General features: G+C 41.6%; 24 protein-coding genes and 1 riboswitch. Of the genes, 13 read left to right on the top strand and 11 right to left on the bottom strand.

All coding sequences use genetic code 11. The features are described from left to right. The 5 genes from ACSSU7_RS03860 to ACSSU7_RS03840 all read right to left on the bottom strand — a co-directional run bounded on the left by ACSSU7_RS03860 (nt 1) and on the right by ACSSU7_RS03840 (nt 7230). A complete protein-coding gene (locus tag ACSSU7_RS03860) occupies nt 1–957 on the bottom strand; it encodes a PAS domain-containing protein (protein WP_492517408.1) in 957 nt (318 codons plus the stop codon). A 22-nt stretch (nt 958–979) separates the two neighbouring features. Next, nucleotides 980–3958 (bottom strand): chemotaxis protein CheB, encoded by a 2979-nt coding sequence (locus tag ACSSU7_RS03855; RefSeq protein ID WP_492517407.1) that lies wholly within the window; start codon nt 3956–3958, stop codon nt 980–982. Nucleotides 3959–4114: 156 nt separating this feature from the next. Then, nucleotides 4115–5005: a lytic transglycosylase domain-containing protein gene (locus ACSSU7_RS03850; RefSeq protein ID WP_492517406.1), complete on the bottom strand. Its 891-nt coding sequence runs from the start codon at nt 5003–5005 to the stop codon at nt 4115–4117. Continuing rightward, a complete protein-coding gene (locus ACSSU7_RS03845) occupies nt 4995–6404 on the bottom strand; it encodes an undecaprenyl-phosphate glucose phosphotransferase (protein WP_492517405.1) in 1410 nt (469 codons plus the stop codon). The genes ACSSU7_RS03850 and ACSSU7_RS03845 overlap by 11 nt, the downstream gene beginning before the upstream one ends. A gap of 217 nt (nt 6405–6621) precedes the next feature. Then, a complete protein-coding gene (locus ACSSU7_RS03840) occupies nt 6622–7230 on the bottom strand; it encodes an FxDxF family PEP-CTERM protein (protein ID WP_492517404.1) in 609 nt (202 codons plus the stop codon). 403 nt (nt 7231–7633) lie between these two features. Here ACSSU7_RS03840 and epsL point away from each other — a divergent pair, with 403 nt between their 5' ends. After that, a complete protein-coding gene (gene epsL, locus ACSSU7_RS03835) occupies nt 7634–8884 on the top strand; it encodes an XrtB/PEP-CTERM-associated polysaccharide biosynthesis outer membrane protein EpsL (protein ID WP_492517403.1) in 1251 nt (416 codons plus the stop codon). Between the two features lie 77 nt (nt 8885–8961). Here the strand turns inward: epsL and ACSSU7_RS03830 are convergent, their stop codons facing one another. Then, nucleotides 8962–9669 carry a Crp/Fnr family transcriptional regulator gene (locus ACSSU7_RS03830; RefSeq protein WP_492517402.1) on the bottom strand — a complete coding sequence of 236 codons (708 nt, stop codon included), beginning with the start codon at nt 9667–9669 and terminating at the stop codon, nt 8962–8964. Between the two features lie 231 nt (nt 9670–9900). Then, nucleotides 9901–11949: a GGDEF/EAL-containing response regulator gene (locus ACSSU7_RS03825; protein WP_492517401.1), complete on the bottom strand. Its 2049-nt coding sequence runs from the start codon at nt 11947–11949 to the stop codon at nt 9901–9903. 363 nt (nt 11950–12312) lie between these two features. Between ACSSU7_RS03825 and ACSSU7_RS03820 the strand changes: the two genes are divergently transcribed. Continuing rightward, complete coding sequence (locus ACSSU7_RS03820; protein WP_492517400.1) at nt 12313–12597, top strand: collagen-like triple helix repeat-containing protein; 285 nt, start codon at nt 12313–12315, stop codon at nt 12595–12597. 51 nt (nt 12598–12648) lie between these two features. Here the strand turns inward: ACSSU7_RS03820 and ACSSU7_RS03815 are convergent, their stop codons facing one another. After that, a complete protein-coding gene (locus tag ACSSU7_RS03815) occupies nt 12649–14442 on the bottom strand; it encodes a right-handed parallel beta-helix repeat-containing protein (protein ID WP_492517399.1) in 1794 nt (597 codons plus the stop codon). Nucleotides 14443–14802: 360 nt separating this feature from the next. Then, a riboswitch (cyclic di-GMP riboswitch) is annotated at nt 14803–14886 on the bottom strand. A 692-nt stretch (nt 14887–15578) separates the two neighbouring features. On the opposite strand from ACSSU7_RS03815, the gene ACSSU7_RS03810 reads away from it, so the two are divergent. Then, nucleotides 15579–16097: a Crp/Fnr family transcriptional regulator gene (locus ACSSU7_RS03810; RefSeq protein ID WP_492517398.1), complete on the top strand. Its 519-nt coding sequence runs from the start codon at nt 15579–15581 to the stop codon at nt 16095–16097. Nucleotides 16098–16127: 30 nt separating this feature from the next. Further along, nucleotides 16128–17618, top strand: coding sequence for a phosphomannomutase (locus ACSSU7_RS03805; protein ID WP_492517397.1), 1491 nt, complete (start codon nt 16128–16130; stop codon nt 17616–17618). Between the two features lie 134 nt (nt 17619–17752). Here ACSSU7_RS03805 and ACSSU7_RS03800 read toward each other — a convergent pair whose 3' ends face one another. Beyond that, nucleotides 17753–18334: an FxDxF family PEP-CTERM protein gene (locus ACSSU7_RS03800; protein WP_492517396.1), complete on the bottom strand. Its 582-nt coding sequence runs from the start codon at nt 18332–18334 to the stop codon at nt 17753–17755. 298 nt (nt 18335–18632) lie between these two features. On the opposite strand from ACSSU7_RS03800, the gene ACSSU7_RS03795 reads away from it, so the two are divergent. The 6 genes from ACSSU7_RS03795 (at nt 18633) to ACSSU7_RS03770 (ending at nt 20875) form a co-directional block, all read left to right on the top strand. Continuing rightward, nucleotides 18633–18875, top strand: a complete 243-nt coding sequence (locus ACSSU7_RS03795; protein WP_492517395.1) for a CsbD family protein — start codon at nt 18633–18635, stop codon at nt 18873–18875. Between the two features lie 28 nt (nt 18876–18903). Beyond that, the gene (locus ACSSU7_RS03790) at nt 18904–19026 is read left to right on the top strand and encodes a hypothetical protein (RefSeq protein WP_492517394.1); all 123 of its coding nucleotides are present in this window, start codon (nt 18904–18906) and stop codon (nt 19024–19026) included. Nucleotides 19027–19488: 462 nt separating this feature from the next. After that, nucleotides 19489–19725 carry a CsbD family protein gene (locus tag ACSSU7_RS03785; RefSeq protein WP_492517393.1) on the top strand — a complete coding sequence of 79 codons (237 nt, stop codon included), beginning with the start codon at nt 19489–19491 and terminating at the stop codon, nt 19723–19725. 122 nt (nt 19726–19847) lie between these two features. Next, nucleotides 19848–20063 carry a hypothetical protein gene (locus ACSSU7_RS03780; protein ID WP_492517392.1) on the top strand — a complete coding sequence of 72 codons (216 nt, stop codon included), beginning with the start codon at nt 19848–19850 and terminating at the stop codon, nt 20061–20063. 91 nt (nt 20064–20154) lie between these two features. Then, the gene (locus ACSSU7_RS03775; protein ID WP_492517391.1) at nt 20155–20616 is read left to right on the top strand and encodes a hypothetical protein; all 462 of its coding nucleotides are present in this window, start codon (nt 20155–20157) and stop codon (nt 20614–20616) included. A gap of 85 nt (nt 20617–20701) precedes the next feature. Further along, on the top strand, nt 20702–20875 hold the full coding sequence (locus tag ACSSU7_RS03770; protein ID WP_492517390.1) for a hypothetical protein: 174 nt from the start codon (nt 20702–20704) through the stop codon (nt 20873–20875). 66 nt (nt 20876–20941) lie between these two features. Here the strand turns inward: ACSSU7_RS03770 and ACSSU7_RS03765 are convergent, their stop codons facing one another. Further along, on the bottom strand, nt 20942–21385 hold the full coding sequence (locus ACSSU7_RS03765) for an EF-hand domain-containing protein (RefSeq protein ID WP_492517389.1): 444 nt from the start codon (nt 21383–21385) through the stop codon (nt 20942–20944). A gap of 181 nt (nt 21386–21566) precedes the next feature. Between ACSSU7_RS03765 and ACSSU7_RS03760 the strand changes: the two genes are divergently transcribed. From ACSSU7_RS03760 to ACSSU7_RS03750, 3 genes are all read left to right on the top strand, one after another. Beyond that, nucleotides 21567–21725, top strand: coding sequence for a DUF3309 family protein (locus tag ACSSU7_RS03760; RefSeq protein WP_492517388.1), 159 nt, complete (start codon nt 21567–21569; stop codon nt 21723–21725). Between the two features lie 277 nt (nt 21726–22002). Further along, nucleotides 22003–22155: an entericidin A/B family lipoprotein gene (locus tag ACSSU7_RS03755; RefSeq protein ID WP_492517387.1), complete on the top strand. Its 153-nt coding sequence runs from the start codon at nt 22003–22005 to the stop codon at nt 22153–22155. A gap of 305 nt (nt 22156–22460) precedes the next feature. Then, on the top strand, nt 22461–22622 hold the full coding sequence (locus tag ACSSU7_RS03750; RefSeq protein ID WP_492517386.1) for a hypothetical protein: 162 nt from the start codon (nt 22461–22463) through the stop codon (nt 22620–22622). Nucleotides 22623–22703: 81 nt separating this feature from the next. Here the strand turns inward: ACSSU7_RS03750 and ACSSU7_RS03745 are convergent, their stop codons facing one another. Further along, on the bottom strand, nt 22704–23585 hold the full coding sequence (locus tag ACSSU7_RS03745; protein WP_492517385.1) for a hypothetical protein: 882 nt from the start codon (nt 23583–23585) through the stop codon (nt 22704–22706). Between the last annotated feature and the right edge of the window lie 15 nt (nt 23586–23600).

The raw sequence follows: 23600 nt of genomic DNA, 5'->3' as shown, positions 1-23600 counted from the left end.
TTAGTTAGCAATATTGGCCTTAGATGGCTTTTTAGTGCGTTTCTTGTCGCGCGCTTGCTCGCTAAAGATAGCGGTATAGTGAGTGATTTCTCCCCAGTTATTCTTTACTGCAGTGATATGTATATGTTCAATATAAATTGCACCGTCTTTATGTTTGTTGTGTATCTCGCCTATCCAGTGACCTTTGGTCTTAATACTTTCCCACATTACATTATAAAAGTCGGCTTTATGTAGACCTGATGCAAGCAACTTCGGCGTTTTACCGACGGCTTCTGTAGCATTGTAGCCAGTTGTTTCTGTAAATGCTTTGTTTACGCGCAGAATCACATTGTTAGCATCTGTGACTAGCATAGGCTCGTACGACTCAAATACGGTGGCAGCAATTTTTAGTTCAGCCTCAGCAAGCTTTAGTTTGCTAATGTCAGTGATGGCCATGCGTAATACGCTGTCTTTTTCATCAGCCTCCCAGTTCAAGCAATTAAGTTGAACATGATAGGTAGCGCCGTCAGGGCGCCTCATTTGCAGGTCAAATGCTTGCCTTTCGGCGCCAGGGTGCTTTATCATGCCCATGAACAAACGGTGCCAGCGGTCTCTGTCATGGGCTACAATATATTGTGAAAACCGTCGACTAATCAGTTGGTAACGGTCAACCCCCAGCAATATACAACCGGTCAGGTTGATTTTGCTGATGAGGCCATCTCGACTTAAAGTAATATAGCTGATGGGTGCGAACTCATATAAATTAACGTAGCGATCACGCGCTTCTTCCATCTCTATGTGCGCTTTACGCAGCTCTTCATTCTGCATTTCTAGCTCTACCTTATGCACCAGTAATTCATGCAATAGTACTTCGCTTGGGCCTGCATCCAGTTTAGGTGGCGCAATGTCAGCAACGACTTTTTCTGCATCGCTTCTCAACGATGATCTTCTGTCTTTACCATCCCATTTCTTTTTCATGGTCATCTGCCTTTTGTTAAGACTATTTAACTTCAATCATCGCTAATAAAATTAACGATGGCTCACCTGATTTATTGACAATGCAACGCCCATTTAACAAAATTTTACGCCGACCTATGCCTGGAAAGTCATGCTCAACTAAATAATCATTGAGAACCTGCTCTTGCGGCAATATCGTTTCTAATAGTTTACGCAAAGCAGGGTTGTCCCATTGGTGGTTACCTAACTCGTATATTTTACGACCGACAGTATCTTTGTTAGTTACATGGAAAAGTTGGCAAAAGGCATTATTAGTACTGATGACTTTTAATTTGTTATTCAGCACCAAGATAGGCTCACGTATCGTATTCACAATACTCTCGGCTAACTCACGTGCTTCTTTGACTAAGTATTCAGCTTTGATACGGCTTGTAATGTCTGTAAACGTCATGACAACCCCATCAATCACATTATCTAGTGTGCGATAAGGTTGAATACGCAATAAATACCAACCATCTTTGTTGGTGCAAACTTCACGCTCGATTGGAATCAATGTTTCGAGTACGTTTTCTGCCTGCGCCAATATGTCCTCATCAATCAGGTCGGATTTAATGTCAGCCAGCAATCGTCCCACATCAGATGCCACTAAGCGGTAAATTTTAGCGGCATCACGTGTAAATCGTCTAATCAGCATGCCGGTATCAAGGAAAATGGTGGCGGTGTTGATATTGTCATGCAAGTTTTTCATGTCATTTTGCGCGCTGGCTAAATGCTCTATTTTTGCCTGTAACTCCGAGTTCACTGTGATGAGCTCTTCATTCACTGACTGTAGCTCTTCTTTGGAAGTTTCTAACTCTTCGTTGACCGATTGCAACTCTTCATTAGTGGATTGCAACTCTTCATTGGTTGATTTGAACTCTTCATTCGCCGCCTGTTGCTCCTCGATTGTGGCGTACAGATTTTCCTTGGTATAGGAAAGTTCATGCTCCAAATCTTCAATGCGCGCAATATCAGTTGGTTTAACTGCTGTTTTACGTTTGGCTTTACTTGCTATCATTTCAATGTCTTGAAAGCTTACCAGTAACAGCTCCTCGTTACCATTTAGCACAGGTAATTGCCTAACACATAAGCTTACCGTGGCAGGCTCGTCATTATATTTAAACTGTATATCTGTCTTAACTATAGATGAGCCCTTAGCCATTGTATGAATTGCATTACGTAACTCCACCTCCAAACCGTCACGTGCCATTTCAATAATATTGAGGGTGGCATGTCCTGGGGCAGGGCGCAGATATTTGCCTGTTTCACCATGTATATAAAGGATATCGCCTTTAAGATTGGTGATGATGGAGGCTGGGGCGAAGTATTGAATCAGCAGCTTACGGCTTAATTCCGCGAAGTTAGTTTCTTTTGTTTTTATCATGGTTTCCCCGGGAGCTTGATGATTATTTTTATCTGCCCATATAAATGGGCTGTTCATCATTGGCTGCGTTGACGATTTGCTATTGATTGCATGGTAGAACTTCCATTTCCTATCTATGGGGCTGAATAGCTCGGTATGGTTGCCGATGCTCTCAGCGGGTGAAAGAAAAAGTACCCCCTCTGGTTTAAGTGCATAATGGAACATAGAAATCAGGCGGCTTTGCAGTGTTGATTCCATATAAATCATTAGGTTGCGGCAGCTAATCAGATCAAGCTTAGTAAAAGGAGGGTCCTTGATTGTGTTCTGAATGGCAAATACCACCATTTCACGCACTTCTTTTTTGATGCGATAGCCAGCATCGTGTTTCACGAAAAAGTTACGTAGGCGTTCTGGGCTTACATCTAGCGAAATATTGGCTGGGTATATTGCGGCTCTGGCAGTTGCAATCGCGTCATCATCTAGATCTGTACTGTATATTTGCACTTGAAACTGTTGTTTAGTTCTATCCATCAGCTCACATAACAGTATTGCAATGGAGTAGGCTTCTTCTCCACTGGCGCAAGCTGGTACCCAAACTCTAAAGACGTAATCATTCGCTTTGTTTTTACATAGATTAGGCAGTATCACCTTTTCCATGACGTTAAATGCTTCTTGGTCACGGAAAAAGTTCGTCACATTAATCAGTAGTTCTTTGAACAATACTGTAATCTCATCTGGGTTTTCCTTGATATAGCGTGAGTAGAGATTAATATCCTCAATGTTATGCTTTACCATCCGCCGTTCTATACGTCGGCCAATGGTGCTTTTTTTATACAATGAGAAATCCAACCCAGTTGCTGCGCGTAATTGCTCCAGAATTTGCGCGATAGCGTTCAGCGTTGATGGTGTTTTGGGTTTTGTGGTTTTTATTGCGTGTAACGGCTTGTCAGATAATATGAACTCGACCATTTTTTCAACGGTAAAAACGTGGTCAGCGTGACCTGCATTGATCGCACTAGTGGGCATGCCATCAAATTTTGCCGTAGTAGGCTCTTGTGCAATCGTTGTGCCGCCTGCGTCATTGATGGCACGAAAGCCCTGTGTACCATCATAGCCTGTACCAGAGAGAATGATGCCAATTGCATTTTCTGTTTGATCTTCAGCCAATGAACGTAGAAACATGTCTACTGGTAAGCGTTGCGCGTGTGATTCCACTGGCGTACTCACTTGTAATTTCCCATGAAAAATCTTCATGTCGCGGTTAGGCGGAATGATGTACACACAGTTAGCTTGTACCTGCACCTGATCTTTGGCCTCTATTACAGGCATTGCAGTTGTGCGCTGCAAAATTTCAGTTAACAAGCTGGCATGGTCTGGCGCTAGGTGGGGCACTAATACGAATGCATGGTCACTGTTAGCGGGAATGAGGCGAAAAAAATGCTCAAGTGCTTCCAACCCCCCTGCGGATGCGCCAATGCCAACGATGGGGAGTTTTTTTAAAACTACCTTTTCTATCGCGGTCATTTTTCCCAATGACTTTGCAGTTAGGCCTGAGCGAGATATTGGATCATTCATGGAGGCATCTTTCATCGACGAACCGATGCGGAGGTAACGAATCATTACCGCACCTTTCATACATCTTGTCAATCTTATCTTGCCAATCTAGAGCACCGTAATACCTAAACACCGTGAGTAGTGCTTATGGGTATTGATGACATAAAGGTTAATTAAAACAAAATATAAATAAAACAAAAGGGCCGTTAATCAATATTTCATTTATCTATTCAGAACAAAGGCCTCATCTGAGATGATAAGTTCAGTGCCGTTAAGGTATCTGGTGCGGGTTGGTATCGGCGGCGGTTCTGTTTCTTGAATATTATGCTTATCTGGCTGCTGTGTCTTGTTGGCTGTGGTATCGCCAGTATTCGAGGCATACTTCGCCATGACTGCTTTTACATAGTGCCTGGTTTCAGGGTATGGAGGTATATGTCTGGCATGTTTTTTAACTGCACCTTCTCCAGCATTGTAGGCAGCCAGTACAAGATCTAAGCGATTATCGAACATCACCATAAGATCGCGCAGATATAGCGTGCCTGCCTTGATGTTGCCTTTGGGTAAATAAATAGCGTGGCGGATGCCATAGCGAGCAGCGGTATCCGGTAATACCTGCATCAGGCCCACTGCGCCTTTTGGTGATATTGCACTATGTTGATAGCGTGACTCTACATAAATCAACGCGTGTATCAGCTCTGGGTCTAAAGAGGTGGCATTTGCCGCGATGGCAATTTCATTTGAAAACGGTTTTTTTGCAAGCTTTACTTCGGCATTCTTGTTTAAAGCCTTCACACCAAGTGCCTCTGTCACTAACGGTCTAGTTGTTTTTTCTACTGCTAGTTCAGATGATGTTTTAGTTATGGGTTCAGCTTTAGTCGTTAAGACCTGTTTACTCTGTGAACGGTACTTATCTTCAAGCTGATACATTTGCGGAGAGTAGCTTGTTGAAGCGCTTGCAGCTGGATTCATGGTTTCCAGTGTTTTTATTGGGGCTACATTAAGCCGATACGGTGAGTTATTGTTGGCAATAGCCTCTGCGAATGTTGAAGGCGAGTCAAATAAAAGCGCCAACATGCTTAATGCAACGTAATCTATCTTAAGCTTAGTAAGCATGTTTATCTTTAATCACGACGATAATCGTTTTAAATATGATGTATAGATCAAGCGCCAGTGACCAGTTTTGCAAGTAGGCCAAGTCATAATCAATACGCATTCTCATCTTATCTAAAGTGTCTGTTTCTCCTCGCCAGCCGTTGACTTGCGCCCAGCCTGTGATGCCTGGTTTAACCTTGTGTCGTACCATGTAGCCTTTAATCATGGTGCGGTAAAGCTCGTTATGAGCCACCGCATGCGGACGCGGCCCAACAATGCTCATACGTCCTTGTAATACATTAAAGAATTGCGGCAGTTCATCTAGTGACGTCTTGCGCAGAAAGGCGCCAACTGGGGTAATGCGACTATCATTTTTATGCGCTTGTTGTATCGTGTCGCCATCTTCGCATACGGTCATCGAGCGGAACTTGCTGACCAATATCTGCTCACCATTCAAACCATAACGACGTTGCTGAAAAATGATGGCACCAGGGGAGGTGAGCATAATACTCAGGGAAATAATCAACATGATAGGTGAAACCAATAGCAGTATCAGAATAGAAAGTATGATGTCACTACCACGCTTGATCATGCCGTTGACACCGGTAAAAGGCGATTCGCAGACTGCGACTACCGGTACTTTGCCTACAGCATCAATGCGTCCTTGCATGAGGTTGTTGATAAACATGTCTGGGACAAAGTAGATAGAAGCAGTGGTGTCATTCAAGGCATCTAAAAGTTTCATGATACGTGGCTGTGTCGCCATTGGAAGTGATACATAGATAGCATCAATGTTGTATAGACGCACATAGGAAGGTAATTGCTCAATACTACCTAACAGCTCATAGTCGGTTAGGCTGCCGACACGCTCTAGTACCCTGTCATCAAAAAATCCGCTCAGTTGAGTAGGGCTGTAAGGGGTATGCTCAATTTCATAAGCCAGACTCAACCCTTGTTCGTTGACGCCTACAATCACAGCACGTTTGGGCTCGCCCTGATTGTTTGCGATTGAGGGGGCTACGCTTCTTAACATCATATGCACTGCAAATTGGCTGACAGGCGCTAACCACAACCAGATGATTACCGCTTCTCGGTCAAACATATTGATATAACCGCTGGCATAACCAAATGCGATTAACAGGGATAAAATAATGATCCAACTTATGAGGATGCTACTCACCAGTTTCCATATCGGCATTTGGATGCGCACTACGCCAGGTAGTGTCATGGAGAACACTAATAATGACAAGATTAGGTATTCTGGCGTTAATCTGCCCTGTGTGTAATAACCGACTCCCCATAAAGAGAGCACCAGCGCGATAGGATCCATTAACGCAGCAGCCCGCAACAATAGATTATTCCATCCTAGCGAAAAAGTAGAGGCGCGGCGAAAGCGGATAGGAACAGTTTGATGGCTCATACAGCGGAACCCTATAGATAGGTGATTGATGAGATACCAAGTTAAACGGAATTGATGACTAGTTCTGTACGCTCACGAACATATATCAATAATTTACGACCCCATGGCTTGATTAAAGTCACTATAGACTTGATTGTAAAGGATAAGAGTCTTGATTTAAAAAAGATAAAACGCGGCACATACGTTCCGCGTTTTATGGGTTGGCTTGCATTGATGGCTATGCGAAGTTAAGACTAGGGCCGCCCTGAGGAAGCAGTTTAGCGGCGCTTTTAGCAATACGACGTCTACCGATAAATCCAATTAAACCAAGGCCTGCCAACAGCATGGCATAGGTTTCTGGTTCTGGCACAACAGCAGTATTAGCTGAGTATAAATACACACCGCCATTGCTACCTACAGCATCACCAGCAACTGCCCAGTAATAAGAACCAACTGCAGCATTGTTATATGCTAATACACCTGTACTATCACCATAACCAATCGTAGCAAGTTGTACATTCACACCAGCCGCGCCATCACCGTCCGGATCACTGAATAACGATAGTGTACCGTTGTTGATTTCGTAGCTAGAACCACCACCTAACCCTGGGAGCAGCAAAGAAACGGCACTGGAAATAGTGTCGCTGGCTGAGTTCAGGCTAAAGGTAAATACATCTAAAAAGCTTTCTACATTATGCGTAACACTGTAAATGTTATCGTCATTAGGATTTACACCAAGATCATAAGGAAAACTGCCACCGTTCAGATTTATAGTGGCTGCTTGCGCAGAACTGACTGCACTGGCGAGGGCAATTGCGAGTAACGCTTTTTTCATGTTAGTTTTCATGTGGACTCCAATTAAATTAAATATCATTAGAAATGAATTTAGATTTAAAATGACGATGCATCACAAGAGTTTGTGAGTCAGATTAGCACGGATGCTAGCGCTTCAAAACTCTTTGCTTCCTAAATCTATTTTCATTGAAAGCTATAGTAGCTTTAGCGATTTAGTTTTATCTGTGCGGATGGACACATAGGCAGGAAATCTATGATTTATTTGCAACAAGTAGGCAAACTCTACACAGATATGAACATATTTTAGAGATTTATGGCATAGTCTGATGTTAAGATTATCTCAGCTTAGATGATGCCCTTGCATTTTTAGGGATTAACATCTTGGGCTTGATACATTATCGGCAATTTATATTGGGGGCAGTAATGAGTGTTTCATTTTTAAGAGCGGTACAACAATGATAAAAATACGCCTTAAGTCTCAAAGCATTATTATCCAAGCACTTGCCACAGTTTTCCTATCAACGCCAACATGGGCTGATGAACAAGACACTCTGAATTTTTCAGTAGGGGCGGGGGTTACATTCGAAGATAACCTGTTCCGTTTGCCCGATTCAGCTAACACATTTCAAAGTTTAGGTAAGTCCCAAAAGTCTGACCGGATCATTACGACTAATGCTGGTATTAAAATCGACAAGCCTTATGCTTTGCAACGTTTTCAGGTTGACCTCAACCTAGTCGACAATAATTATGATACCTACAATTACCTTGATTACACGGCCTTTAACTACAGAGCCGCTTGGTTATGGCAACTTACCCCTAATATCAAAGGCACTTTGTCAGCTGATCAGCAGCAAGTGCTGAATAGTTTTTCAGAGTTTCGTGATTTCAATAATCAATTAAACAGAACACGCAGCATACAAACCAATGAGAACCGCATCTTTGATGTAGATGCATCAGTGGGTGGTGGTTGGCACCTATTAGGTGGGGTGTCAGAGTTACGCTCACGTAACAGCATTTCTTTTAATGCCGTGGGTGACTTTATACAGGCTGGTGCAAATATCGGGGTTAAGTATGTTGCGCCTTCAGAAAACTCAATTACGCTGATGCAGCGTACCTATAATGGTGATTATCAAGGACGTAGTGCGAATGCAGCTAGCCAGTTAGATAGCGGTTTCAAGCAGCAGGAAACTGAGGCGCTAGTTCAATGGCGCTTAACAGGTAAATCCTTAATCAATGCCAAACTTGGCTATGTTGACCGTGAGCACGATAATTTCTCGTCTCGCGATTATTCTGGCCTCACCGGCAGGCTAGCTTATAACTGGCAGCCAACGGGTAAGCTTGGTGTTGTCACTTCAATATCTCGTAACATTTATAGTTTTCAGCAGGCGATTAATAGCTATTACGTGGCAGATACTTTTGCTATCACTCCAATTTGGCACGTGACCGCTAAAACTAGTTTAAGTATGCGTTATGATTTCAGCCATCGCGATTACCGTGGTGCTGTTGTCTCGATTGCAGAGCATAGAAAAGATAATGTGCAGTCGTTAATGCTTTCTGCAGATTGGAAACCTACGCGTACCTTAACCGTGACAGGTGCTTTACGCCATGAAATGCGTAGCTCATCTTTCAACAACCCTAATGCGGTTGGCGGCGATCTAGAGTACGACGCTAATACGGCGAGCATCAATGCCCAGCTATTGTTCTAATTAAGCTTAATTCGTAATTTAGTCTAGCTGGGTTTGGTTTTAGGGTTTATTGGTTTTATGGTTCAGTAGTTAAGTGATTAGTGATTAAGTAAGCGGTTAAATTCATTTTTGACAACTTGGTAGCATTCGCAACATTGCTTTTCTAGGCTTGCGCGGTCTAGTACTGTGATATGTCCACGATGGTATTGAATAATCTCTAATCGCTGCAACTTGCCTGCCGCCTCTGTCACACCTTCACGACGTACTCCTAGCATATTAGCAATCAGCTCTTGCGTCATGATTAGCTCATTGGACTCTAGTCTATCTAAGCTCAGTAGTAGCCATCGGCATAATTGCTGTTCTAAGGAGTGGTGCCGATTGCAAACAGCAGTTTGTGCCATCTGTGTAATTAATGCTTGGGTGTAACGCAATAGCAGATTCATCAGCAGCCCATTCAACTTAAACTCTTCTTTCAGGAATTTAGCCTTGAGTCGGTAACCAATACCTGCACTCTGCACGACGGCTCGGCTTGTCGTCGTTTCACCACCCATGAATAGTGAAATGCCGAGGATACCTTCATTGCCGACAATCGCAATTTCAGCCGATGCGCCATTTTCTAGTAAATAGAGCATTGATACGATAGAAGTGATAGGGAAGTAAACATATTTTAACTGTTCACCAGGCTCATGTAACACTTGGCCTAGTGGCATGTCGACAGGCTCTAAGTTGACTGATAGTCGATTAAACTCTTCAGCACCTAAAGCGCCAAGCAGATGATTGTGCTGTGGGGTATATAAATTCGACATAAAGCGCTGCCCAATCAATATTAACAACCCGTTGATTAAGTGTAAAAACACTCGTATTTAGCGAGTATAGACCTTTTTTTTCACGATTTTAAGATGATCATTAGATAATTTCTTAAGGCTGGGTTGATTTAATGACAAAAGCAAATACATGATGTGACAGAGCGTACACATTATGCATGGAGATTAGGCCTGTTCGTTATAGGCAATATGTGGAATTTTGTATTGAGCAGTTCAAGCCTCAGCAAGTTCAGGCTTGTGTTCAGTGAGTAATTTTGCGAACTCATCAGCTTTAAGTGGCGGGCTGAAATAGTTACCTTGACCTTCTTCGCAGTGCTTAATTTTTAGAAATTCCAACTGTGTCTTATTCTCTATACCTTCTGCAACCACACAAAGTTTGAGGTTGTTGCCCATACCGATAATAGCACTGACGATGATTGCCTCATCAGCTACCGAGTGAATGTCATTGACAAATGATTGGTCAATTTTGAGTACATCAATTGAAAATTGCTTAAGATAACTCAGGCTAGAGTAGCCCGTGCCAAAATCATCTAAGGCAATTTGTACGCCCATATTTCTAAGCCGCTGAAGCATTGCTGCACTGGAAGCTGCTTCACGCATCAATGCGCTTTCGGTGATTTCAAGTTGTAGATAGTTTGCATCCAAACCTGTTTCATTCAATATATTACTAATATCTTCAACAAAGTTGTTTTGGTGAAACTCAATCGCTGAAATGTTTACAGCTACCCTTATAGGTTGTAAATCAGCATTGATCCATTTTTTTGCTTGCATACAAGCTTCGCGCATTACCCAATGACCAATTGGTACAATTAACCCACATTCTTCAGCAATTGTGATGAATTTCTGGGTGGTAGTGAAGCCCCATTCACTATGTTGCCAACGTAACAGAGCTTCTGCCCCAGTAATAACGCCTGTATTTAGGTTCACCATTGGCTGATAGTGTAGCTCGAACTCTTGTTTTTCTAGTCCCTGTCGTAGTTGGTGCTCAACGAGTTGTCGTTCTACTGCGCGTATATTCATCTCATTGCTAAAAAATTTGTAGTTATTGCGCCCGCTCTCTTTGGCGCCGTACATGGCGGTATCGGCATTTTTAATCAGTGATTGTGCATCTTGGCCATCATTGGGGTAGAGACTGATACCAATGCTGGTCGTAATATATAGACTATTTTTGGCAATTTGATGTGGCAGGCTGAGCGCCTTAAGTATCTTATTCGCTGTCAACGTAGCATCTACACCATATTCACCACTACACAGTAGGATAACGAACTCATCTCCACCTTGACGACTAACGGTATCGGAGCTACGTACGCAGCTGCATAATCTTTCTGTGACCGATTGTAATAGCTTATCTCCAGTTTCATGGCCTAAGGAGTCGTTGATATGCTTGAAGTTGTCGAGGTCTAGAAAAAGCACCGCCAGTTGCGTATTAGTTCTCTGCGCTAAAGTAATGGCATGGGCTATACGGTCATTGAACAATAGGCGATTTGGTAGGTTAGTGAGAAAGTCATGTTGAGCTAAGTGTTCCATTTTCTTCGTCATCTCTTGTGCGGCACTAATGTCATGGAACACAATAACAACCCCTGTCATTTCACCTTTTTGATTGCGAATAGGCGATACCGAGTCTTCTATCGCTAACTCCATGCCATCACGCCGAATAAGTAAAGTGTCAGCATTTAACCCCATAGGTTCATTTTTATCTAACACCAAATAAACTGGATTTTCTGAAGGTGGCTCGTGTGTTGAGCCATCAATGATATTAAACACTTTTTTGATATCAAGTCCGTATGCATCTTTTTTTGACCACCCTGTCATTTTTATTGCACTAGAATTAAGGTAGTCTATATGGGCTGATAAGTCGGTGCATATCACTGCATCGTTAATTGAGTTAAGGGCAATTTCTGCCCGATTTTTTTCTTGATTTAGCGCCTCTTCAGCGCTCTTTCGTTGAATAATATTAAGCAAAGCTTGCGGTATGGCCTTGCTATCTAAATATGCTTTTGACAGGTTACCTTGCGCGCCATGTGCTACAGATTTCTTTGCTAATTTTGATTGTTCAGACAAACTTAGCGTGAGTATTGGTGTATGCGAAGCGGTAGCGAATAATTGGTCGAAAGTATCGATGCCGTTACTATCAGGCAGCGATAGATTTACGATAATCGCATCAATGCCGCTTTGATTGAGACGTTCAATTCCACTAGATAGTAGTGTCAACCATTCAATCTTAAATAAGCTTTTTGATTGCCCAAGCACATCTTGAAGCATTTTAGCCTCAATAGGATTATTTGTTAGCACGAGGATATGATTTAGCATGTTGCTAATTATCCGTTAGAGAACATATAGGTCTGTGCATCAACGAACATAAAGGTAGATAGTTGATGGTTATGCAATCACAGAAAGCACTTAATTATTGCTTCGTTGATATTTGTATGAGTTAGATTGAGTGCTTTCTAGTATTGACATCCATTATTGATTAAAAATAGTCTGATTAATAACGTGATACGCATGTTCTCAGTGTTTAAGTGCGGAGTCTTACTTTTTGGATTGTGTACGTTAACGCACGGTGCTTTATCTTGCCTTTACTTAATATAGCTACCTGTATTGTTTAGAATTGCTAAAGGATCTGATATGAATCACTATCTATTAATCGCTTTAATGTTAACGGTGCTTGGTCTGACGGCTTGTGATAAGCCTACGGTAGTTAATGTGCCAGCACCAGAAGCTATTCCTGGACCAGCTGGAGCGACAGGTGAGCGGGGCGCTCAAGGCTATCAGGGTGATACCGGCGATACTGGTGTTAAAGGTAATGAGGGCGACCAAGGTGAGACTGGCGCACAAGGGAAGGCTGGAGAATCTGGTGACAGCACAACGGTTATTGTGGCCCCACCAGAGAGTACAACACAAACTAACTAAACTATTGTCTTGAAGATACTAGCCAATATTATAAAACATTGGCTAGTGTATCTACTTGACGACAAAAGTTAAGGTTTTCTTTCCTATATTGTTTTTATCATCAATTGCAGAAATTGAAATGGTATGTGTACCAACTCTAGCTCCAGCTGAACTCCATGTATAGGAAACTTCATCGCTACTAGATTTAGTGTTAGAGCCACCATCTACATACATGCTCATTAGTTTAACTCTTACATTATCGGTGGCTTTTGCTTTAATCGTAACCGAAGACCCTAAGGTAACGACCGAATTGGGTGCTGGGGAATAGACGCTGATAATTGGTGCAATGGTGTCATTAGTATCGGTATTCGTGGCTCCACCTATGGTTTCAAAAGCCCCTAAGTCGAAAGCGTTTCCATCTGGGCGTTTTACATTTAAATAGTCAAAACCTACACTTGCATTTGCGATGCCGCTATCGATAGTTGCGCTAGCGGCATCAACCGCGTAACTTTTAGCAGTCGTAGGTTGTGCTAGTGAAGCAAAACGCGAATCGATACTCATGCTGTGAGTATCCATCTTGGTCGCTGTGGAGAAGCTGCTAAGGTTGGAGTAAAGTATGCCTAAACTTAACTGAATAGCACTACCAGGGCGGAAGTAGTTATTGTAGTCACTTGAGTTACCGCTAATCGTTGTTCCATTAGCTACTGCTATCAATAAATCATACTTGCTTGTGCCGTGACTGATGATGTTGTTTTGAATTATATTGTCTATCAGTGTGGCGCCAGTGCGTGGCATGCCACCAACCTCAATGCCAGCATAGCCGCCGGTGCCAAAAATGGTGTTGTTATAAACCTGCGTATTATCTGAAGCAGAGATATAAATGCCTCGACGTTGGTTATTCGCAATAATGTTATTGTAAATACGTCCGTTTTTGCTTACCTCAAAGAAAATTGCTGCGTCTAGCGGCCCATTGTCGTGTATGTAGTTATTACGGATGGTGATGGCGCTACCGCTATTGGCATAATCAAACCAGATGCCAGAGCCGTTATTGAAACCAATTTCACTATACTCGACTGTGCCATAGGCTTTAGTTGTCGCTTTTAAGCCACCAGCATGCCAAAGCGCATTAAATTTTCGTGTGTTGTTATTATTCATTTTGACGTTGAAGACTCTAAAATTGTAGCTGCCTGCAGCATTAATCCCGGAGTTACCATTGTTACTGACATTGCAGTTAAGTGCTTGTGCGCCAGTTTGTAAGTAACCCATACTTAGACCAGCAAAGTCAGTGTATTGAATGTCTGACATTTCAATAATAGAATTAGAACTCAACTCTACCGCTGGTGCCATTTTTGCATAGGCAGATGAGTTGCTGTGACGAAACACGAAGCCTTTGAGGTGTATGTATGGCACACCCATAAAAAACAGACGTTGGCGTGTGCTGGCTTCGACCATTCTAAAGTTTGGATCAGCACCATCGGCTAGCCAGACATATAAAGTTAAACTTGATGCGTCGTAATAGAAGCTACCAGGAACCATGGAACTGACACCACTCCCTACAGGCTTTGGATACTCAAAGGTAGTATAAAGCTTTGGCATACCAATCTGCTGGAGTGATGGGCTGTCGCCACCGCCGACGAAGACTTGCTGGCTATTGTATGCCCAGTTGGTTTTTTTCCAGATGTTGCCACTATGCAAGCTCCAACCAGTTACCTGATCAGAACCTCTAATCATCGGGGTTTCATTCTCATAAGCTAATACATGCAACATCTTATCTGCACTAGTGCCACCGCCTTTAAAAACGTCAACCCGTTCGCGATAAACGCCACCACGTACATATACGGTATCGCCAGCAACCGCTGTATTCATCGACTTTTGTATCGTTTTAAAGGGAAAGCTTAGACTTGTGCCAAGATTGGTATCACTTCCTTTTGTATCTACATAATAAGTTGCAGCCCAGCTAGCGGTACTCCATGAGATAAATAGTAGGAAGCCAAGCAATATGGGCGGCTTTGGCTTGACGATAGATAGAGTAACTTTAAATTTTTTTAAAATTGAAACGAGTAGACAATACAAGGTCGTAGCTCCTTAAGTTAAGGGCTTAGCCAACAATGGTACCAGTATGAACAGATTATTTTGACCACTAAACAGCCGATATTGGCCTGCTTAGCTTTAGATATTCATCCTATTTTTTTAGCTTATTGATGACGTACACAAATTCAATCTGAAGCCGGCAATCCCGCTGTCATGGCATAAGCCTGTAGACCGGTAATTTTGCGTGCTTACCTTTCGATAAGTTTGCTTTTAACAACTTCAACAACAGCTGCACTATATACTATTTTTTAAAATCAACAAATTATTTTTACTAAAATAACTAATATATTCAATGGCTTATATGTTGCCTACCGCACATATGAGCAAGTTAGACCAATAAAATAAAGGAGGTGATATTTATAATGAAAGAAATTTTTTTCAAATATTAAAAGATAGAAAGTTGCAGATTTAATAGTGATTTTATGATCTAGTTAAATAGTTTCTTAGGTTTTAGATAATGGTGTAGTGCAATATAGAGATGTGCATATTGGTTCTACATATGCTCAAGTTAGTACGATTGATTACTATTCATAATCCTAAGTGGCTTAACGTACGGACTAAACATTATTCTTTCAGTTATTTTGTTGATTTACAGACTAGGCACTATTGACTAGCGGTTTTTATAAATGGTGATTTCATTCCATTTTTAATATTTGCTATTAACAAAGTTTCATCAAACACCATGGGAGGATACTTTGCCTACTAAAGCTATTTCATTTGTAAATCATCTATTAGCTGATCTTCCCGATAACGAGTTTGAAACCCTAATAAAGAGATGTGAGTTAACTCAACTCGTCTATGCTGATGTGCTTACTAAGCGTGATGACCTAATTAATTACGTGTACTTTCCTATTGATAGTATCATTTCTTTAGTGGCGCCAATCGAGGAAAGTAGGGGGATGGAGGTGGTCATGATTGGGAACGAAGGCATGTTAGGCATTACGCTCATGCTGGGTGTTAATCGTGCGCCGTTTACTGCATTGGTGCAAAAGACAGGCTCCGCCATCCGTATCGACTCAACATCTTTTTTAAATAGCCTTGAGCGCAGCCCTACATTAAAAGAGCATTTAAATCGTTATCTTTGTGTATCATTTAGTCAACTGGTACAGGCTGCTATTTGTAATCGCTTTCACTTTGTAGAAGAGCGACTTGCCCGTTTATTACTCATGATTAGAGACCGTGCACAGTCAGAATCTTTTTATATTACACAGGATTTACTTGCGCATATGCTTGGGGTAAGGCGAGTAGGCGTAACAAAAGCAGCACTCGCACTACAGCATAAGAATCTGATTGGTTACAGCAGGGGGTACGTAGTGATTCACAATGTAGAAGGCCTAGAGCACGAGGCCTGCGCATGCTATAGAACCGATAAAGAGACTTATGATCGCATGCTTAATAAAGTTGATTTAAAGATAATGGCTAAATGCTAGTTTAATTAATTTATCTGCAAAAAGTTGAAAATGATCACTAAAAAGATCGATGTAGATACACTGATGGCAAGTAGTGGTGTGCGCTTTGGCACCAGTGGCGTACGTGGCCTAGTGGAAAGCATGACAGATACCGTCTGTTATGCATACACCGCTGCTTTTTTGCAAGAAGTGGTTGCTAAGTCTATTTCTGTTAATAAAACAGAGTTAATTGATAAGGCAGGTAAAGCTGCTAAGGTAATATTAGGTCACGATTTACGGCCAAGCAGCCCATACATTGCAAGCGTCTGTGCGGCAGCTATTACAAATTGCGGCGGTCAAGTCGTATATGCCGGTGCGTTGCCAACACCGGCGCTTGCCTGCTATGCCCAACACCAAAATGCCGCTGCCATTGTTGTCACCGGTAGCCACATTCCATTTGACCGTAATGGCATCAAGTTCTACGGCCTAAAAGGTGAAGTCTTGAAAGCAGACGAGCTTGCCATTCAGCAAGCCGTGGTTAATCTGCCTGAAGCGGTGATGCGTACTCCATTACCGCTAGCTGATAAAGCGGTTGAAGCGCATTATATTCAGCGCTATCTCGACTTTTTTGGCGAGGCTAATTTAAAAGGGCTTCGCGTTGCAGTCTATGAGCATTCAGGCGTCGCTAGAGATTTGTTGCGTACAATCTTGGAAGCACTCGGCGTTGAAGTGATTGCATTGGGACGCACTAATGAGTTCGTGCCTATCGATACCGAAGCGGTTCGGCCTGAAGATGTCATCCAGGCATCCACTTGGGCAAAGGAGCACAATTTTGATGCTATATTTTCTACTGATGGCGATGCTGATCGACCCCTCATCGGTGATGAGCTAGGGCAGTGGTTGCGTGGTGATCTAGTCGGTATTCTCTGTGCTAAATATCTTGCTTCGGATGTCGTGGTGACGCCTGTCAGCAGTAATTCTCTGACTGAGAAATCTGCATGGTTTAGTCGAGTGATACGGACTAAAATCGGTTCTCCTTATGTCATCGCAGCGATGAAACAAGCCAGTCAGCAATCTGCTGGCCTGGTCGTTGGTTTTGAGGCGAATGGTGGGTTCCTAGTCGGTAGCGACATCATGCGATGTGGTAAAAAGTTGGAGGCACTTGCAACGCGTGATGCGGTACTTCCTATATTAGCCTTGCTTGCGATGGCACGAGAACAAGGGTGCAAATTATCAACGCTGGTAGCAAGCTTGCCTAGCCGATACACTTTTAGTGACCGCCTGCAAAACTTCCCGATAGAGCAAAGCAAGAAGTTGCTTAAATTACTGCAAGATGATGCTGAGCGAGCTAGGCTAATCATGGCGCCACATGCAGGCAGAATTGTGTTAACCGATATCACGGATGGTTTTCGCGTTAGCTTTGGTAGTGGTGAGATTGTGCACTTAAGACCTTCTGGTAATGCGCCAGAATTACGCTGTTATACAGAGGCTGACACACAAGAAAAAGCGCAGGCGCTGTGTGAAGAATGTTTAGTCAGTGTAGTGACACCGCCTGACTTCTAATCTCACATCAGCCTGTGCTGAATTTTATCCGTATGATCAATCAAAAAATTATCAATCTCAAAGTTGCAACATTAAACAATTCAATCAAAGCCTAATTTAAGGCTTTGATTGAATTCATTTGATTGAGTCAATAGTTATCCTTTGCTTTTGCGTTTTGCTGTAAACCCTAGCATGCCTAACCCAACAAGCATCATGGCATATGTTTCTGGCTCAGGTACTGGTGTGGGTGTGTACCATGCACTACCACCTTGCTCCTCAGTTAAACCTTGAACATGTAAAGCAAATGAGTCCGAAGTCAATAAAGTGGGTTGCGAGAACGTAGCATCCCAGCTCACCGTTTCGTTAGCCGTTAATCTATTTTGCTGTGGTCCTGTCATGTCAAACCTAAAGTCGAATATACCAGTTGGACCGCCACCGTTGGCAACAGAAACAACAGTATCACCGACTACATTTGAAATGATAGGTTGGTTATCAGCATCTACAGCAACTGCACCTATAAAGCTTCCATTAGTAAAAATAGCATTTAGGTCAAATGCGCTGAGGGTGAAGCTGTAAACGTTGCCAACGTTGGTATAGGTCATAGTAGCGAAGGGTTCACTTGGTTGATAACTGCCAGCCAACAAATCACCGTATGTGTCTACAGTGGCGTTTGCAGAAATACTGGCCACTAATGCTACTGATCCAAGCAGATTGCGTAGTAATTTTTTCATCATCATTCTCCATTCTCCATACACTCAATTAATATAAATTGACGAGCTTTGATTTATAGCAGGCGATAAAAGTTAAGTATGTACGGTTTCGCTCATATGAAAATATTTATAAGTTACTTAATCAATGTAAGGAAACTTTTTATTTTTAGCGCTTTAAAAATATGTAAATGTTGCATTTACTAGAAGCTTTTTATGTGTCCTATCGCACTGATTCCCAATATAAGTTAATTTAGGCTAGTCAATCAATTGAGCTTGATTCTAGTAATGGCTTGATCAACATCAATATTGAGTAAAAGGAACTTAAATGAACTGGAACAGGATGGATGGTGATTCAAAACACTTCAAAGGTAATGCTAAAGACCATCGAAATAAAACAGATGATCACGCAGACTATTTGGCAGACGCTCGTGACCACTTAGCAGGCAGGAAAGAAGAAATGCACGGTATAAGTGAATATGACGCTGGAGGCCAGCTATTTGACAGGAAAAGCATTAAAAAAGACAAAGTTCATCTGGGCAAAGCTAAAAGTTATAAACACAAGACTTAGGGAAAAACAAAACCTAGCGAAAAACAAAATGAATACCAACCACACGACAGCTGGTGATACATCAGTTTTAACTGACATTTCAACCTTGCGTGTGCGTGCGCGCCAAAACGTAGAGGAGGGTGCAGCCACTAGGATATGGCGTTCATCGTGAAACGATCGTCAAGCTTCCCAACTAAGCAGCCGTAGCCATGCCGAGTAAGCACATGGTGACTCATTAGTGAGCATGATTAAAGAAATATTGGTAATGGAAGAAGTGTATGCGGATGACATGGCATTACTTTTAGAGGGCATGAGGTATTAACGATCTAAATTTTTATTGAGGTAAATGCTGGTATTTTATACTTTAATAAATCCAATTAACTAATTGATATTTAATTGATATTTTTTTAGCACGTAGTAAACCAACATTTATAGCTGTTGATATTAATCAACTCATCAGACACTCCCATCAGTTTCCAGATTGACTATTGCGTATTCAAATTTATCCAAATCAAGTTACATCTATGTGGGGTAACAAACAGAAGCAAATTTAACATAAATGTAGTCTTTAATTTACGATGAAAATACAAGTGAATGAGTTACATCGTTAAATTAATTTAACAAAGGATACAAAATGAACTGGGACCAAATCGAAGGTAATTGGAAGCAATTAAAAGGTAACGTGAAGCAGCAATGGGGCAAGTTAACCGATGATCAATTGGATGTCATTGCAGGCAAGCGTGACCAATTGGCTGGAAAAATACAAGAAGCTTACGGCCAGGCGAAAGATGATGTTGAAAAAGAAATTGATGATTGGCAGTCCAAGCAAACTGAGTCCAGTTGTTCTGATAAAGGCGCTCACGGCCATTAGTTGATGCAAGGCCAAAACTCACAACAATAGTTACATCGTTTCTATTTAAAAGCTATCCATTAAAACGTATTAATCTAAATGGATATTAACCGTAACAACGGAATATATGGCAAGGAGTTGACATGAACTGGAACCGCACTGACGCTAATTGGAGCGAACTTAAACGCAAACCCAAAAAACAGCCTGAGTCAGGTAAAGATTACAACATCAATATGCATAAAAGTGATTTGAAACCACAGGTCATCCGTATTATAAAACCTGATGGATTTAATCTGAAAACTAATGCTGATCAGAGTTTGAGCTCATTCAATAAGCCCAATGTAAAGCAAGGAGCATAACAAAATGTGCCTATTGATGGGCACATAACTGGCTCTAGTTTTGAAGATGGGAATAATTAATTAAGCAAGAAGTTAACAGCAGGAAACCAACGTGAAAAAATTTAAATTAAGTATATGCGCAATCACTATCGCACTTGCATTCAACATGAATGCAAGTGCGGAATCAATGTCAAAAAATCAATATGTAACCATAAGCAAGAAAATTTCTGCTGAGTACCAAGCATCAAAACTAGCTTGTGACGCTTTCTCCGGTAATGCAAAAGACATATGTTTGGCCGAAGCTAAGGGTAAAAGGAGTGTAGCAGCAGCCTATCTTGAGTCAGCTTATCAACCTTCTGCCGATAATAGATACAAAGCGCGTGTTGCCAAAGCCGATGCAGACTACGCAGTGGCTAAACAAAAGTGTGATGACAAAGCTGGTAACAATAAATATGTTTGTATAAAAGAGGCCAAGGCAATTAATACCAGCGTAATATCAGATGCTAAACTAGAAAAGCAGAGCAGAAAAGCAAACGCTGAGGCCAGCGAGAAGTCAATGGATGCCAAAGATTAGGCAATTGTTATCACTAACGATGCAAATGCAGATGCGATGGAAACAAAGTCTGACGCTCGTAAAGACGCCGCTATGCAAAAACGTGATGCTGATTTATGCCGTTGCTAAAGAAAAGTGCGATGTACTTGCCGGTGCTGCAAAAGATAAATGTATAGACTCAGCTAAAATTAAATTTGGTTTATGGTCAGTCAGCATTAAAAAAACCAGCCAACAGTCAATGGCTGATTTTTGTCATGATGTTAGTACCTCTAATAGATGAAAGCTAATCAATCATTAGCATACGTATAAAAATAGCGGTAAATGGTAAGTTTGAACTGCTATTAAGCTATTGATTTGTTCCAGTTGTTGTGCCGTTGATCGGGCCATCTTTTTTAGTAATGTCTACACTCCCGTTTTGACTTTCACCGGTAGTCGTACCCATAGGTTTGTTGTTCATCGAGTTTTTATAACTTACACCGCCATTTTTCTGTTTCATTTTGTCGTACATTTTTTCATGGTATAAAATATATTCGTCTTTTGACACCATGCCATTGCTATCTGTATCCATTGCTTTCATTTCTTTGTCGTTGTGACTCATTGTTCCGTTTCTTTTTAGGCTCTTATTCGTCTCTTTTTTATCGATCCTTTTATCTTGCTCTTTAATTTGTGGCGATTCGGATGAGCCTATTGCGCTGCCATCATCAGTGTTCTCAACGGTGGTTGCAGCAATAACAGAAAATGTGCTTACACACATGACTGTTGCCAATGTACTTACGATAAATTTATTCATGTAACTTCTCCTAATTATCAATATAAGTTGTTTTAACTTATTGTCACGATTGATTATTTTATTTTTTTGTTTGCTTAACGTCTGTGCGTTGGCATACTGAACTATATTTTTAATAGGCTTAGAGTTTTCTGAGTAAAACGGCGTCATCCAGTATCCGTTTAGACTACTTAAGGAGATTGTCATGAGCTTAGGAACAATATTATTGATTATTTTAATTTTAATGCTGGTAGGCGCACTGCCAAGTTGGGGCCACAGTAAAAATTGGGGCTATGGGCCAAGCGGTGGTCTTGGGCTGATTGTGTTAGTGCTTATCATATTAGTGCTGATGGGGAAAATATAATTTTTAATAACAAAAAAGTAAAAATAGTAGGTAGCAATCTATTCATCCTTGCTACACCACTTAACAGAGGTATCGCACTCTTAGTTGCTGGCGACGTGGGTAATATGGTCTGCAGAGTTTCTACGCGTGAAAATTAATCTTGTTTGATACATTGCCAGCACACCGCGCATCGTGTGGTGGCGCACAGATGAACTAAAGTGGTGAGTGCATTATTGAACAAGATAGCACGTCGGTGTCTATACTTTAGGACCGATTCTTGAATAATAGGAGACTCATCATGATTAAAAGATTATTCGTACTACTGCTCACCACACTATTTCTCATCGGGATTGCTTCCGCAATAACTGCGTGCAATACAGTTGAAGGTGCAGGCAAGGATATTGAAAAAGGCGGCAAAGCAATCAAAGACGAAGCAAGTGAGCATAACTGATATCTTTTTAAGCGTTAATTAGGTTACGCGTGTTTCATTGCTAAGGCTCTCGCTATCAATTGCTATAAGTGCATATTTCAAACTTTTCTCAGCAATTAGTATGTGCCGTACTGGTGCTAACTTTACCCAGCATATTTTCTATTGCTTCTGCTGTTTTTATCTATGCCACTAAGTAAGTGTGGCGTTGCCTTGTCAACGTTTCCCTTGTGTTAATAGCGTTATCAAAGGAGTCGCTATGAAAAAATTATTGTTAATTTTAAGTATAGTTTCGATTATCTTGAGTGGATGCATTGTCAGGGCTCAGCATGATGATGGGTATCACCGTGGTCATCACCACGATAGAAATCATGAGCGAGACAGAGATAATGATGACCGAAGAGATGGTCGCGGTGACGGAAATTATGATGGTAGATATTAAAGTGCAAGCTTTTAAAGCAATCATGCCTACTACTTATACCATTAGCTGAGTATGATTGCGTTCCATTTCAGCGTAAGTGCGTATACTTGCCATCGTTTACGGTAAATCCTACCTGATCAGCACTTGGTTATCATTGAACTACCTGCTGACGCTGGTACTCCCTACGTTTCATTGCTAGGTAATCATCTCTTTCAACTTCCTGTAGCTGACTGGCATACTGGCTAGTGGAGCTATACCAACGTTGTAAACGCTGTTCCAATAGGTCTTGAGCCGGTGTATTTAACTCAGCAAGGTAAGCATCAATTGCTAAGTAATAGCGCATAGTATTCCGTTCCACGATGCCACGTACCCCCTGAATAAATTTAGGCTTTCCATCCGCTGTCTGACCTGTAATGGTAAATCCCACTTTATTCCTGCCAGTGGTTGCCAAATAGCCTTGCATCGCTAGGCTACCTCTTAAACCAAACCCATAGGCATAATTAAAATGTAAGAAAGTACGCCCATCTTTAATTGGTATGGCTTCCAGCAAGATTCGATAATCACGCGTGCTAAATGGTCCACTTTCAGCATTGAGTTCAATAACAAAATGATTTGGTGTCGTAGTGACTTCCTGATAGTTGAAAGCCATTCGATAAGCGTCAGCTAATGACTGCTCATCCTTTTTACCGATATTGACACTCAGTATTGTGCTGTTCTGACTAATCGCCGCATGGCAGTATTTGATATTAATGTGCAGTATCAGTACATCACACCAGTGTTCTGGGTCGTTTAGTGCTTGGCTCACCGTAGCAAAAGGATAATTGACCACGGCAAATATTTCACCTTTTAAATTATCGGATGATTCCATAGAGCTCATATAGAGAGGGCGTTTAAACTGGTTGTTACTGAGCTCTTTGGTTAGCTCAGCGTACTTTGCTACTAGTTCTAGGTTAGAGGCCTCTGATTGGGCGGCATAAGCATATTCGGGAGCAAGCCACAGGCTGAAAATCACTAAAACAGATATCCAATGCATATTTTTACCCTTAAA

The organism is Methylotenera sp. E1MeOHC1 (assembly GCF_058745595.1).
The sequence above is the reverse complement of the archived record's forward strand: the minus strand, read 5'-3'. Positions and strand labels throughout refer to the sequence as shown.